Genomic DNA, 13,172 nt, shown 5'->3' with positions numbered 1-13,172 from the left:
CGGCTCCGTAGCCCGCACGTGACAGGATCGCGGCTGCTCGTGGGGCTCGCGTCGGTGTTCGCGGGGAGCGCCGTCCTCATGCTGATCGTCGCGTCGGTCTATCGGACCCCGGTACCGCTCGCGATCGCGGCGCCGTTCGCCCTGACCGGCTACCTGATGTGGTATCAGGGGACCGGCCGCCTCGAACGACGGATGCGCGAACGCGTACGGAGGGGACGGGGAGACACGGTCGGAGCGCACGGGACGCGGGCGGGCGGCGGTCGCCTCGGCGGGGCCCGCCGGCGTACCCGCACCGACCCGCGCCGGCCGCCGGAGCGATCGGGACCGAGCCGTCGAGAGGCCTACCGGATCCTCGGGCTCGACCCCGGCGCCGACGAGGGACGGGTGAAGCGGGCCTATCGCGAGCGAGTCAAGACCGTCCACCCCGACCGCGGCGGCGACGAGACGGAGTTCAGACGGGTCAAGAGCGCCTACGACCGGCTGACCGAGTAACGCGAACGACCGCGAGCGGCTCCGTGTGTAGTGTTATCACGCTACGAGAACGTTTTTGCTACTCGTTCCCCAACCCCCGTCCATGAGCCCCGACCGGGCCGTGTTGCAGGAAGCGATCGATCACGGCGAGAGGGAGGGCGGCAGCGTCGAGTTCAAGGAGCGGCTCACCCGGACCCAGCACCTGGAGGGCGGGCGATTCGAGAGCCTCGCGGCACAGCTCCGCCACCGCGTGCTCTCGGGCGACGGCGAGGCGACCTACGTCGTTGGCGTCACCGACGGCGGCGGCATCGCGGGCATCAGCCCCGACGCCTTCTCGGAGTCGATGGACGTCCTCTCGATCCTGGCCGAGGAGGCCGACGCCCACATCCACGACGTCCAGACCTGGGGGGTCGACGGCGAGGGCGACGGCCACGGCAACCGTGCGGTCGACGATCACGGGGAGGAGGGCTCCGCGAAGGGCCTGGTCGGCGTCGCCACCCTCAGAACTGGCGCGATGCTCGAGACGGACGACGACCACATCGTCGTCGGGACGGCGGGCCACGTCGACCACGGCAAGAGCACGCTGATCGGCAGCCTCGTCACCGGCCGGGCCGACGACGGCGACGGGGGGACACGCGGTTATCTCGACGTCCAGCCCCACGAGGTCGAACGCGGGCTGTCGGCGGACCTCTCCTACGGCGTCTACGGCTTCAGGGAGGGCGAGCCGGTGAGAATGGACAACCCCCACCGGAAGGACGACCGCGCCGGCGTCGTCCGTGAGGCCGACCGGCTGGTGTCGTTCGTCGACACCGTCGGCCACGAGCCGTGGCTGCGGACCACCATTCGAGGACTGGTCGGCCAGAAGCTGGACTACGGGCTGCTGACGGTGGCGGCCGACGACGGTCCCACGCGGACGACCCGCGAACACCTCGGGGTGCTGCTCGCAACCGACCTCCCCACCGTCGTCGCGATCACGAAGGTCGACCTCGTCGACGAGGAGCGCGCGGCGGAGGTCTCTCGAGAGGTCGAACGCCTGCTCCGGGAGGTGGGTCGGACGCCGCTCCCGGTCGCGCGCCACGGCGTCCGGACGGCGATCGAGGAGATCGACGAGACGGTCGTTCCGATCGTCGGGACCAGCGCGGTCACCGGCGAGGGACTCGAGGTGCTCGACTCGCTGTTCGAGAGGCTGCCGAAGCAGGCGCCCGACGAGGGCGATTTCCGGATGTACATCGACCGGACCTACTCCGTCACCGGGGTCGGAGCGGTCGCGTCGGGTACCGTGAAGTCGGGCAGCGTCGAGACGGGCGACGAACTGCTGTTGGGCCCGCTCACGGACGGCAGCTTCGCCGAGGTCGAGGTCCGCTCGATCGAGATGCACTACCACCGGGTCGACCGGGCGAGTTCGGGCCGGATCGTCGGCATCGCGCTGAAAGGGGTACGCGAGGCCGACATCGAGCGGGGGATGGCGCTGTTGCCCCGCGATTCCGCACCCGAACCCGTCAGGGAGTTCGAGGCCGAGGTGATGGTACTCAACCACCCCACCCGGATCTCCGCGGGCTACGAGCCCGTCGTCCACCTCGAGACCGTGAGCGAGGCGGCCGTCTTCACCCCCGAGGGCGGACGACTGCTGCCGGGCGACACCGGTCGAACCCGCGTACGCTTCAAGTTCCGGCCCTACCTCGTCGAGGAGGGCCAGCGCTTCGTCTTCAGGGAGGGCCAGAGCAAGGGCGTCGGCACCGTCACCGACGTGAACCCGGTCCCCGAGACGTGACGGGCCGTCCGTGATTCGAATTCGGGTTCGAAGCCGGTAGGAGCTCCCGACGTTCGATCTTCGAAGCCACGCATGGGAACGACTTCGGATGACGACGTTCGACCGCGGTGATAACCGGTGAACGTTCGATCCCGACGGCTCTGATCCCGGAAGTCAAAGCCCCAAACGAGGTAAACGGGCGACCCGTACCAGGATCCATGAGCGTTCAAGCCGCGTTACAGCGCGTTCTGACGAACCCGGTCCTCCTCGGGGGGTGGATCGTCCTCGTTCTCGTCTCACTCGGCGCCCTCGTCCGGGACCTCCGAAGGAACAACCAGGCACTCGGAAGCCTGATGAAGTACGTCTGGGGGTTCACCGTCCTCTACTCGGGGCCGATCGGGCTCGCGGGCTACTGGTATTCGGGACGCGCCCAGATCGCTCACGATTCGCTCTGGCGGCGTGGGTTCCGGTCGGTCAGTCACTGCTACTCCGGATGTGGGGCCGGCGAGATCTCCGGCGTCGTTATCGCCGTAGGATTACTCGCGCTGGGAAACCTCTATGCCGCACTCATCACGTTCACGCTCGCCTACGTCTTCGGCTACGCGATGACGATCGGACCGCTCATGCAGGAGGGCGTCCGTTTCGGGAGGCGACGATCGACGCGTTCTACTCGGAGACGGCCAGCATCGCGGTCATGGAGATCGTCGCGATCTCGACCGACCTCTGGCTGGCCGGAGAGGCGACGATGGGGGACGTCCTCTTCTGGTCTGCGCTTGTCTTCTCGCTCTCGATGGGGCTGCTCGCCGCCTATCCGGTCAACGTCCTCCTCATCGAACGCGGCGTGAAGGAGGGGATGATGAACCCCGCCGAGATGGGGTAGCCCACCGACGCTCGGACCGTGACGGAGGCCGGTTCGGGACCGTTCGATTCCGTCGGCTTCGGTCCGGCTCGGTACTCGTTCACGCACACGTCACTCCTCGAGGGCGTACGTCCCATCGCGCCGGTCCGCGAGTCCGAACAGCGCGAGCCAGCCGAGAAGCCGTTCGACCCGTTCGCGCCAGATCGCCTCCCAGTCGGGATTGCGGTGGCGCTCCCAGCGCGGGACCGCCTCGAAGCGCTCGAACACCTCGTCGACCGCGAGCGGCTCTCCCGCATCGTCGAGGATCGTCCGGACCTCCCGGGCGCCGTAGACCCCTTCGAGCAACGCCTCTCCGAGCCCGTTCGGGTCGTCGCGCGTCCGATGGTAGCCTGCGTCGCCCTCAGCGGCGAGACCCAATCCTCTGAGGAAGCTCAGCCAGTCACGGGCGGTCTCCGCGTTGACCACGCAGGCGCGATGAACCAGCCGCTCACAGCAGCTCTCCTCGGGTTCGGGGACGAGGGGAAGCCCGTCACGGATCTCGAGGAGCCGGTCCACCCCGTCCGGCGGAGCGGGCACCGGCTTGATCCTCATAGTCCGAAGCTCGCCGTCAGAAGCTTCTCGTTCGTCTGCCCGTAGTGGTGGGTCCCCCCGCCGAGCACGTCGATGGTCACCTGTGCGGGCGCGAAGACGGACTCGGGGACGTCGTAGAGCTCCCAGTCGGCGTCGGCGAAGATCTCCTCGAACGGCGTGCCGTACTCGTCGCTGGCGGTCGAGACGACCTCGTCGAAGCGCTCGAACTCCTCGCGGACGACGACGTGGGCCCGTCCGCCGTAGGCCAGCGCGTCGTTGGTCCGGCCGATCGCCGTCTTCTCGTCGTCGGCGACGGGCGCGAGCGGGGCGCTCGCGCTCGTACTGACGATGTCGAGCGGGTCGTAACCCAGCTCGGAAAGCCGGAAGACCGCGAGTTCGGCGGCGCGGGCGGCCATCGTAACGCTGCCCGAGAGGCTGGCCGTCGAGAACGCGGGCAGAAACACCGAGGCGGGATCGACGCCCGCGAGGTCGGCGACCCGTTCGGCGGCCGCTTCGGTGGGGAGGTCCTCGCTCTCGATCGAGAGCACGGCGAACTCGAAGACGTCCTCGTAGCCGACGCGGGCGAACTCCTCCTCCTCGGCGACCAGCGCGCGGGCGGGTCCGCTGCCGAGCCCCTCGAAGTCCTCGACGGAGAGCTCCCAACCCGCCTTCTGCGAACAGAGGATCGCCAGCGCGGGTTGGTCGGTCGAACACTCGACGTAGGGTATCGGAGCGCCCCCAACCTCGTCCATTCGGGTCTGAACGGTCGCCAGCCCCGAGGTCTGGAGCTCCGCGAGCAACAGGCCCGCCTCGATGCCGCCGTCGGCGTGAACGCCGAAGTCGAGCACCGTCGTCCCGGTGTCGAGCTCCCCGACGACGACGTTGAGCTCGTCGGCGAAGTCGATGGCCTCGTCGGCCAGCTCGATCGCCATACGGTTGAGACTGTCCATACGTCGGGTTTCGACGGCGACCTAATGGACGTGACGATCCGGTCGACCGCTGTGAGCCCCGTACGCTACGTGTCGGAGCGCGCCTCGCGGCCGAGCTCCTCCTCGACGGCCTCGACCTTCTCGTCGGCGGTCTGGTCGCTCGCGCGCTTGTCGTCGATCTTCAGGTGGGTACTGACGCGGTCGCCCTCGACCGCCTCGTGGGCGGCCTGGGCCGCGGCGAACAGCTCGCCGATCTCCTCGGCCTCGATCACCGTCCCCATCGCGTTGGTCTCATAGGAGACGTCGAACTCCTCAAGTGCCTCGACGCCCTTCGCGACCTCGTCGGCCATGCTGCCTTCCTTGACGGGTGCGACGCTCAGATACGCGATCACGGTCATGATCGGTACGAGGTCACCGTATTACGTAAAAGCGGCCCCTGCGTTGGAAACGCGTTCCTGTACGGAGGACGAGTGCGGATGGCGACGCTAACTCAGTCGTCGTCCAGTCCGTAGCGGGTTCGGTAGGGGTAGCGCTCGGAACGGTAGAGCACGAGGTGGAGGACGAGCGCGATGGACAGGAAGACGACGTTCCACGCGGTCGAGTCGTACGCGATCACGTCGATGACGAGCGTTTCGCTCGACAGCGGCCAGAGCGGAGCGAGCGCCGCGTCGGGCGCCGCCGAGAGGAGATCCGCGAAGACGTGGCTGAGCCCGCCGGCCCAGAAGGCGCCGGTCGTGAAGACGAACGTGGTCCCGCGGGTGATCGAGTCGCTGTGTATCAGCCGGTGGGCGTTCAGGAGGGGCGTACAGGCGTACGCCGCGACGACTCCGAAGAGGACGCCGACGATCAGCACGAACGGGACCGTGTGGGTCAGCCCGTGGTGCTGGAGCAACGAAGAGGCGAAGAGCCCCTCGAGCCACAGATCGACGTCGGGGAGCATCGCGGTGACGAGCGTGAAGGCGGCGAACGTCACGGAGGGACGCCGACCCCAGAGGAACCAGGCGGGCGTCGCGAACAACAGCGCCATCCCGACGTGACCCAGCAGTTCGACCATGGCCCGCATCACTGCTCGGGACGTATATAGATTCAATGGTACGTCGGGATCAACGGCGACGAACACGCCGTTGCGCCTCAAGCACGACGTCCCACTACCGATAGCGGTTCCACGCGTATCTCGACGACCGAGGAGACGACCACGGCTGATCCGGGTCGCGTCGGTCGAGCGGAGTTCAGTATCGTCGTATGAGATTTATCGACGGCGCGTCGGCCACCGACACACGGCTCAGGAGGGTCGGCGGGGCTCGCGAAGCCGCCGTTCGCTCGAACTCGCCCGTGGAGAGTGGGTCACATCGATCCGATCTACCGAGTCGCGACGACGGTCGGTAGCGGACCGATCCGGTGAGAGGGACTCCGTTCGTCGGCCGATATCGATCGAGAGGAACTCGTCCGGCGGTCTCGAAACGTCGGATGACGTATCTCTCCTCCGCTCGGTTGGTAGATGGTCGGGAACGCGGTCTTCGATCCGGTTCGCGGCTCGTCCGGTTCCTGCCGTCGGTTACGGTGCCTTCGATCGTCACGGGTCACCCGGCCGCCGAAAGCAACGAGCGACGGATCGACAGCCGTCTCGACGTCGGACGACCATCCATCGACCGAGACTCGAACCTCCTGCCGGCGGGCCTGTAGAAGGATATCGGGATACAGCATAGGACGGCCTCATAAATCGATAACCGCTCTATAGAACCGCGTGGGCGGCGGTGATGTCTCCGTTTTCTCGGAGGTGATCGCCTCGAAAGGCCGGAGGCCATCAGCGGACCCGGTTCGAGACGGCGGTTGGTACGGACGAAACGAGGCCGATGTCGAGCTCCGGACGAGAGGAGCGAACCACACCGGACCGTTCCTCGGTTGCGTTGCGACTCGATCGGTTCGAATTTCTCCCGTTCGGTCGCAAAACTGCTTCGCGATCTTGCCGGCTACTCAGAACGCGGAGCGTTCTCATGAAGCCGGAAAGAAGGGATTTAATCACGGTCGTTTCGCTGGCGCTTCACTCCCTGATTCAACTCCTTCCGTGCGATTCGCCGCGCTCACGAACGTGTTCATGCGGCAAGAATGCGAGGGAAGGGATTTGAACCCTCGAACCCCTACGGGAGCGGGTCTTAAGCCCGCCACTTTTGGCCAGGCTCAGCCACCCTCGCGCGTCCTCCCCTATTCCGGTGACCGAAAAGTGGGTTTCGGTCGGGCGATCGCCTCAACACACAACAGATATATTATGTTTACTGTCGTACTATTCGTACATGGATAGACGCACCCTGCTCCTCTCGGGGGCGGCGCTCGCCCTTGCGGGCTGTCTCGGCTCGGGCTCCGGCGGAAGCGGCGGTCCGGGAACCGATCCCGACGCGGAGCCGACGACCGACCTCGACGTGAGCGAGGAGACCCTCGAGAGCCTCGTCGAGGGGAACACCCGCTTCGCGTTCGACCTCTACGACTACCTGCGCGGGAGCGAGACGGGGAACCTGCTCGCCTCGCCGTACAGCGTCTCGGTCGCGCTCGCGATGACCTACGCCGGCGCCCGTGAGGAGACCGAAACGCAGATCGCCGAGGCGATGCGTTTCTCGCTCGAGGAGGAGATCCATCCTGCCTTCGCGGCGCTGTACCACGAGCTCGATGCCCGAAGCGAGGTCGAGACCGACGACGAGGAGAGCGACCCCTTCGAGCTCGCGACCGCGAACGCGGCGTGGGGACTCGAGTCCTACCCCTACCGCGAGGAGTACCTCGAGCTGGTCGAACGCTACTACGGTGCCGGCTTCCGGACGGTGGACTTCGAGGGCGACCCCGAGGGTGCGCGCGAGGAGATCAACGACTGGGTCGCCGGCCGAACGGAGGAACGCATCGACGACCTCCTCCCCGAAGGATCGATCGACGAACTCACCCGACTGGTGCTCACGAACGCACTGTTCTTCCGCGCGACCTGGGCGGAGCCCTTCGAGGAGGAACGCACCGAGGACGCCCCGTTCACCGCGCTCGACGGAGCGACGGAGGACGTACCGATCATGCGCCGGGACGGCAGCTTTCCGTACACCGAGGTCGGCGGCCACCAAGTCATCGATCTTCCCTACGTCGGCGAGGAGGTGGGGATGGTCGTCGTCCTCCCCGCGGAGGGCGAGTTCGAGCGCATCGAGGCCGGCCTCGACGTCGGTCGCTTCTCGACGCTCGACGACGCCTTGGAACCGCGCGAAGGGACGATCGCCCTTCCGCGCTTCGGGTTCGAGTCAGGGTTCGCGCTCGAGGAGGCGCTCTCGGCGCTCGGGATGGAGGTCGCGTTCGACGAACGCGAGGCGAACTTCGACGGGATCGCACCGCTCGAGGAGCTCGATGGCAACCTCTACGTCGACGACGTCTACCACGATACGTTCATTGCCGTCGACGAGGAGGGGACGGAGGCGGCCGCGGCGACGGGCGTCGTCATTCGCGAGGAGTCCGCGCCGGCCGATCCCTTCGAGATGATCGTCGACCGACCGTTCCTCTTCGCGATCCGGGACCGGCCCACCGGGTCGGTGCTGTTCCTCGGACGGGTGGTGGACGCGGTCGCAGCGCAGTAGACCGCCGCCGTCGTGATCCGACCCGTGTCCGGGGATCGACGACCGCCTCCGAGAGCTACCAGTCGACGCTCAGCGTGCCGTCACCGTGCGGATCGGGCGCGATCTCCTCGTCGGTTCGTCGGTCGACCACGTGGATGACGCCGCGGTCCTTCTTCGCCGGACAGAGCTCGGCCGCGCGAACGTTCTCCTCGAGTTCGTCCTCGCCGATGAAGTACGAGCGGGGTTTGGCGATCCCCGTCTCGAAGTCGAGCTCCCAGTTCCGTGAGGCCTCGGCACACTTGCCCGCGCCGAAGCACTTGTTCGCCTCGAAGATGATCTTGTACGGTTTCTCCTCGACCGGCGGCGCGTTCGATTCGCCGATCTCGCTCGCACGGACGACGCCACCGTCGTCTGAATCGCTCATACCTGCGAGAAGGGGCGCGCGGACTTTCGACTGTCGGTTATCGGTCCACCGTCACGGACTCGATCTCGACGGGTTCGATCGGCTGATCCTGGGCGTCGGTCTCGACCTCGCCGATCCGCTCGACGACGTCCATCCCGTCGATCACCTGCCCGAAGACGGCGTGGCGGTCGTCCAGATGGGGCTGGGGCGCGAGCGTGATGAAGAACTGCGAGCCGTTGGTGTCCGGACCGCTGTTGGCCATCGAGACGGTTCCCGCCGAGTCGTGGCGCAGTTCGTCGTGGAACTCGTCGTCGAACTGGTAGCCCGGGCCGCCCCGGCCGGTGCCGGTCGGGTCGCCGGTCTGGATCATGAACTCCTCGATGATCCGGTGGAAGACGACGCCGTTGAAGAGCCCGTCGCCCCGCGTCTCGCCGGTCTCGGGGTCCTCCCACGTGGTGGTGTCGGGAGCGGGGTCGGCGTCGGCGGCCGGGTCGTGTTCGGCCAGATTGAGGAAGTTCTCTACCGTGCGGGGCGCACGCTCGTCGTAGAGTTCGATCTCGATATCACCCACCGATGTGTGCAGCGTCGCGGTCGTGGCCATAGCTGGTCCGTCGACACAGGCGGGTAAAACGCTGGTGGTCACGAACGCGGTACGGCTCGTTCGCCGAGCGCCGCTCACTCGGCCGACGGCTCGACCGGCGGGTTCAGCGCGATGACGTCGACGAGCACGAGCAGACCAAGGAGGGCAGCCCCGACGAGCGCGGCGTGCGTGGAGATCCCCAGGACGCTACCGACCATGAGCGCGAGGAGGAACGCCGTCGGGATCGCCCACAGCGCGAGGTCGTACCGTGTCGCAAAGGTGAGGGCCTCAGCCAGCGTTTCTGCGGAACTCCACTCCGGATCGTACCGGTGACGAGCCTGACCGGTCATCGACATCACCCCGCCGTATTATTCGCGTGCTATCCACAAAAATCCTGCCCGGATTAATGGGGATCGCCCTCGGAGGGAAGGTATGGTACGCGGTACCCACTCCGCCGAACGGCTTACCCTCGCGCGGCTGCCCTCGGGCCTCACGGTCGAGACGACGCTACACCGATACGAGGGCGCACGCGATGGCCCCACCCTCTACGTTCAGGCCGCCCAGCACGGCCGGGAAGTGAACGGAACCGCCACCCTCAGACGGTTCCACGAACGAGTCGACCTCGACGCGCTGGCGGGGACCGTCCTCGCCGTTCCCGTCGCGGACCCGCTGACGTTCGATCGCGTCTCCTACACCACACCCGAGCAGCTCGACAGCGTCAATCCGAACATGAACCGAGCTTGGCCGGGCGACGTCGACGGGACGCTCCACGAGCGGATGGCCGCTACCCTCTGGGAACACGCGAGTTCGGCCGATGCCATCGTCGACCTCCACACCGGCAGCCCGGAGATGCTCACCCACGTCGTCTTCCGTGAGGACGACGACGACTCCCGACGGCTCGCCGAGGCGTTCGGCACCGATCTCTTACTGGCGGAACAGGCCGAGGAGGACGCCGACGAGATGTGGGCGGAGCGCAACTTCGACGGCAAGCTCCGCGTGGCGGCCACCGGCGAGGGGATCCCCGCGATCACGCCGGAGCTCGCGTACAACAAGCAGATCGTGAACGACGCGGTCGAGACCGGCGTCAAGGGGCTGTTCAACGTCCTCCGGGCGCTGGGGATGCTCGATGGCGAGCCCGAGGAGAACGGCGAGGCGATCCTCGCCCGTAACCATCTCGGCCGGGTGACGGCGGTCGCCTCGGGGCTGTTCCGGGCGAACTCCGATCTCGGCCTCGGCGACCGGATCACCGCCGGCACGCCGCTCGGAACGCTCTACGACCCGACGACATACGAGGTGCTCCAGGAACCGGTCGCGGACCGCGACGGGATCCTGTACGCGCTCACCAAGGAGGCGACGGTCACCGGCGGCGAGAAGCTCGCAAACGTCGCGCTCGTGCTCGACTAACGCCCAGAGAGTTCCGCGACGTCCCGGCGGAGCCGATCGGCATAGCGCAGTCGTAGCCCGCTCGCCTCCGACTCATCGAGCCGGTCGGGGCCGGAGAGTTCCACCGCGATCGGCTCGTAGGCGCTGGGCTCGAGTCCCATCGATCGCAGGTACGCAGTGACGTCGTCGGCGGGCCCGTCGAAGACCGCCTGCCGGGTGAGCTTCTCGAGCGCCGCGAACGGCGGGATCGTGATCGCGTCGTCGCCGACGCCCGGCTCGTCCCCGATCCCGAGGGGAAGCTCCTCGGTGCGGCGGACGAGCCGTTCGACCTCCTCGACCAGCCGGAAGACCTGGCTCGGAAGCGCCGTGTCCGGCGTCCGCCACTCGACGGTCGGCGAGCCGAAGCGGAGCCGGACCGGCGTCAACACGGCGTTCTCCGCTCTGACGTATCGCTCGAACGTCGCGTCGTCGATCCCGCGCTCGTGTGCGAGCGTCCGGAGCTCCGCGTAGGCGCCGTCGAGGCGGGCGTTCCACTCGCCGAGCGACTCCATGTACTCCCAGAGGTCGCGATAGCGCGAGAACGCCGCCCCGGTTCGTCGGCGGTAGGCGTACGCCCGCGAGCAGTACGCGAGGCGTTCGCCCTCGTAGTACGGCGAGGAGGAGACGAGCGCCAGCGCGGGATCGAGCGCGGTCAGCAGGTTCACCTGCTCGACGACGTTTCGCTTCTCGAAGTGAACGTGCGTGCCGGCACAGTGCTTCGCGGCGTCGATCCCCGGCCCGTAGAGGCGCTCGAGAAAACGCCCCCGATCGGTGACGGCGGGCATCGCGTCGGCCGTGAGCGGCGTTCCGAGCGGAACGACGTGTACTCCCTCGCGTTCGGCGGCGTCGAGCACCGCCCGCAGTGCCTCGATGAACTCCCGTTCGAGCGCCTCCACGCCGGAGGCGGGCGGTGTGACGACCTCGATCATCGGGGCGACGAACTCCCCCTCGACGCGCTCGTGGGCGTCGAGCAGCGGCCGGCCGTCGGTCAGCCGTCCCTCGCCGTCGACCACCCAGTACTCCGACTCGAGTCCCAGTTGCATCCCGCCCGATCCAGACCCGAGACGAACAAGAAGGTTGTGCCTGCGCCGATCGACGGGTCGAGGCGCCGTTCAGAACGCCTGCAGGTCCTCGAGGACGGCCTCGGCCTCGCCGCTCTCGAGCACCTCGCGGGCGCGCTCGAGGCCGGCGTCGATCGAGTCTGCATCCTCGCGGGCGTAGATCCGAAGCGCGGCGTTGAGCGCGATCGCGTCGGCGAACCGATCGTCGCGCTCGCCCGAGAGCACCTCGCGGGTGATCCGTGCGGAGTCGGCCTCGACGTCCTCGACCTCCAGGTCCTCGCTCTCGAAGTCCATTCCGTACTCGCCGGTCTGGACCTCGAAGTCGGAAAAGTCGCCGTCGTCCCACTCGGCGACCTTCGTCAGCCCGGGCCGGACGTCGTCGTAGCCCTCCATCCCCTGGAACATGAGCACGCGTCCGAGCGACTGCTCGCTTCGCTCGAACGTGTCGACGACCTTCTTCGCGAACGGCAGGTGATAGAAGCTGCCCAGGTGGACGTCGGCGTTCGCGGGGTTCGCGAGCGTCTCGATCGTGTTAACGAACGTCCGTACGCCCATCCGGTCGCGGTGGCTGTGGAGTTCGTGGACGCGCGGGTTGAAGTTGGGCTGGTAGTAGAAGCCGAAGCCACACTCGTCGACCATCTCCGCGCTCTCCTCGGACTCGAGGTCGGTCCTGACGTCGAGTTCGTCGAGGACGTGCTTGTAGGCGGTCGCCTTCTGGGTCGGGACGTGATCCCCCGAGTGGGTCACGACCGGGGTACCCGCGGCGGCCGCGACGACGCCCGCGCCCACGCCCAGCAGCGCGGAGGTGTGCTTGCCGTCGTAGTTCGCCCCGCAGTCGACGGGGTCGCAGTCGGGCTCGGCGACGCGGACCGACTCGCGCATCACGTCGGTGAACGCCGCGAGCTCCTCGGGCTCGTTTCGCTTCCAGCGGTTCGCGAGCCAGAACGCCCCCAGCGTCGTGGGGTCGGGCTCCAGGTCGAGGATGCGTCGGAACGCCTCCTCCGCCTGATCGTAGTCCATGTCGTCGGCGGACTTCGGACCCGATCCGACCACCTCGCTCATCAGCCGTTTGAGCGGCCACTCGCCGTACGCCTCGGTCGCTTGGGCCATACGTACCGTTTGGGAGCGCCGTCGCAAAAACGTCCCGCTCTACGGGTATCGAGGTCTTCGACCGGCCTCTCCACCCGATCCCGCCCGCGTTTCCGCGTCTCGTCTTCGATCCGCTCGGTCGAACCCATCCGATCGAAAGCCGCCGCGAGAACCGGAGCCGTCAGTTCGCCGTCCCGTCGATTGCCCGGATCTCGCCCGTCGAGAGCAGCCGTTCGACGTCCTCGCGGGACTCGATGTGGATCGGCTCCGCCAGCCGTCCGGCCCGCGTCTCGAACGGCCTCGAACCCACGCGCCTGAACGAGACGTAGCGCTCGCCCACGCCGGTGACGACGTATCGATCGATCGAGGGCGCCGTCTGCTCGAACACTAATCCCTCGGTCACCGCCGGTTGCCGTAGCTGTACACCCGTAGCCATACCTCCCTTACGACGCGGTCCGTCATG

The 13,172-nt window shown here is 67.6% G+C and carries 14 protein-coding genes, 1 tRNA gene and 1 pseudogene; 5 read left to right on the top strand and 11 right to left on the bottom strand.

Going from position 1 to position 13,172, the window contains the following annotated elements:
- Nucleotides 1–18: 18 nt before the first annotated feature.
- The 3 genes and pseudogenes from V0Z78_RS04540 (at nt 19) to V0Z78_RS19005 (ending at nt 3,101) form a co-directional block, all read left to right on the top strand.
- Nucleotides 19–492 (top strand): J domain-containing protein, encoded by a 474-nt coding sequence (locus V0Z78_RS04540; RefSeq protein ID WP_336343435.1) that lies wholly within the window; start codon nt 19–21, stop codon nt 490–492.
- An 82-nt stretch (nt 493–574) separates the two neighbouring features.
- The gene (locus V0Z78_RS04535; protein ID WP_336343434.1) at nt 575–2,242 is read left to right on the top strand and encodes a GTPBP1 family GTP-binding protein; all 1,668 of its coding nucleotides are present in this window, start codon (nt 575–577) and stop codon (nt 2,240–2,242) included.
- Between the two features lie 197 nt (nt 2,243–2,439).
- A pseudogene (locus tag V0Z78_RS19005) lies at nt 2,440–3,101 on the top strand (DUF4396 domain-containing protein).
- A 90-nt stretch (nt 3,102–3,191) separates the two neighbouring features.
- On the opposite strand, the gene V0Z78_RS04520 reads toward V0Z78_RS19005, so the two are convergent.
- From V0Z78_RS04520 to V0Z78_RS04500, 5 genes are all read right to left on the bottom strand, one after another.
- Nucleotides 3,192–3,671 carry a hypothetical protein gene (locus V0Z78_RS04520; RefSeq protein ID WP_336343432.1) on the bottom strand — a complete coding sequence of 160 codons (480 nt, stop codon included), beginning with the start codon at nt 3,669–3,671 and terminating at the stop codon, nt 3,192–3,194.
- Nucleotides 3,668–4,600 carry a methenyltetrahydromethanopterin cyclohydrolase gene (gene mch, locus V0Z78_RS04515; protein WP_336343431.1) on the bottom strand — a complete coding sequence of 311 codons (933 nt, stop codon included), beginning with the start codon at nt 4,598–4,600 and terminating at the stop codon, nt 3,668–3,670. The genes V0Z78_RS04520 and mch overlap by 4 nt, the downstream gene beginning before the upstream one ends.
- A gap of 65 nt (nt 4,601–4,665) precedes the next feature.
- The gene (locus V0Z78_RS04510; RefSeq protein WP_336343430.1) at nt 4,666–4,977 is read right to left on the bottom strand and encodes an MTH1187 family thiamine-binding protein; all 312 of its coding nucleotides are present in this window, start codon (nt 4,975–4,977) and stop codon (nt 4,666–4,668) included.
- A gap of 92 nt (nt 4,978–5,069) precedes the next feature.
- Nucleotides 5,070–5,633, bottom strand: a complete 564-nt coding sequence (locus V0Z78_RS04505; protein ID WP_336343429.1) for a metal-dependent hydrolase — start codon at nt 5,631–5,633, stop codon at nt 5,070–5,072.
- Nucleotides 5,634–6,686: 1,053 nt separating this feature from the next.
- A tRNA-Leu gene (locus V0Z78_RS04500) sits at nt 6,687–6,771 on the bottom strand.
- A gap of 99 nt (nt 6,772–6,870) precedes the next feature.
- On the opposite strand from V0Z78_RS04500, the gene V0Z78_RS04495 reads away from it, so the two are divergent.
- Nucleotides 6,871–8,175: a serpin family protein gene (locus V0Z78_RS04495; protein WP_336343428.1), complete on the top strand. Its 1,305-nt coding sequence runs from the start codon at nt 6,871–6,873 to the stop codon at nt 8,173–8,175.
- Between the two features lie 55 nt (nt 8,176–8,230).
- On the opposite strand, the gene V0Z78_RS04490 is transcribed toward V0Z78_RS04495, so the two are convergent.
- The 3 genes from V0Z78_RS04490 to V0Z78_RS04480 form a co-directional block, all read right to left on the bottom strand.
- Nucleotides 8,231–8,578 (bottom strand): ferredoxin, encoded by a 348-nt coding sequence (locus V0Z78_RS04490; protein ID WP_336343427.1) that lies wholly within the window; start codon nt 8,576–8,578, stop codon nt 8,231–8,233.
- 37 nt (nt 8,579–8,615) lie between these two features.
- The gene (locus V0Z78_RS04485; protein WP_336343426.1) at nt 8,616–9,158 is read right to left on the bottom strand and encodes a peptidylprolyl isomerase; all 543 of its coding nucleotides are present in this window, start codon (nt 9,156–9,158) and stop codon (nt 8,616–8,618) included.
- A 74-nt stretch (nt 9,159–9,232) separates the two neighbouring features.
- Nucleotides 9,233–9,493, bottom strand: coding sequence for a hypothetical protein (locus V0Z78_RS04480; RefSeq protein WP_336343425.1), 261 nt, complete (start codon nt 9,491–9,493; stop codon nt 9,233–9,235).
- Nucleotides 9,494–9,569: 76 nt separating this feature from the next.
- Here V0Z78_RS04480 and V0Z78_RS04475 point away from each other — a divergent pair, with 76 nt between their 5' ends.
- The gene (locus tag V0Z78_RS04475; protein WP_336343424.1) at nt 9,570–10,541 is read left to right on the top strand and encodes a succinylglutamate desuccinylase/aspartoacylase family protein; all 972 of its coding nucleotides are present in this window, start codon (nt 9,570–9,572) and stop codon (nt 10,539–10,541) included.
- On the opposite strand, the gene V0Z78_RS04470 is transcribed toward V0Z78_RS04475, so the two are convergent.
- The 3 genes from V0Z78_RS04470 to V0Z78_RS04460 all read right to left on the bottom strand — a co-directional run bounded on the left by V0Z78_RS04470 (nt 10,538) and on the right by V0Z78_RS04460 (nt 13,145).
- Nucleotides 10,538–11,602: a glutamate-cysteine ligase family protein gene (locus V0Z78_RS04470; RefSeq protein WP_336343423.1), complete on the bottom strand. Its 1,065-nt coding sequence runs from the start codon at nt 11,600–11,602 to the stop codon at nt 10,538–10,540. The genes V0Z78_RS04475 and V0Z78_RS04470 overlap by 4 nt on opposite strands.
- Before the next feature lie 69 nt (nt 11,603–11,671).
- The gene (locus V0Z78_RS04465; protein WP_336343422.1) at nt 11,672–12,730 is read right to left on the bottom strand and encodes an anthranilate phosphoribosyltransferase; all 1,059 of its coding nucleotides are present in this window, start codon (nt 12,728–12,730) and stop codon (nt 11,672–11,674) included.
- A 160-nt stretch (nt 12,731–12,890) separates the two neighbouring features.
- The gene (locus V0Z78_RS04460; RefSeq protein ID WP_336343421.1) at nt 12,891–13,145 is read right to left on the bottom strand and encodes a hypothetical protein; all 255 of its coding nucleotides are present in this window, start codon (nt 13,143–13,145) and stop codon (nt 12,891–12,893) included.
- Nucleotides 13,146–13,172: the final 27 nt, after the last annotated feature.

Origin of the sequence: Halalkalicoccus sp. CG83 (assembly GCF_037081715.1) — an archaeon.
GTDB lineage: Archaea > Halobacteriota > Halobacteria > Halobacteriales > Halalkalicoccaceae > Halalkalicoccus > Halalkalicoccus ordinarius.
Note: the sequence above shows the minus strand (reverse complement) of the source record. Positions and strands in the feature narration are given on the sequence as shown.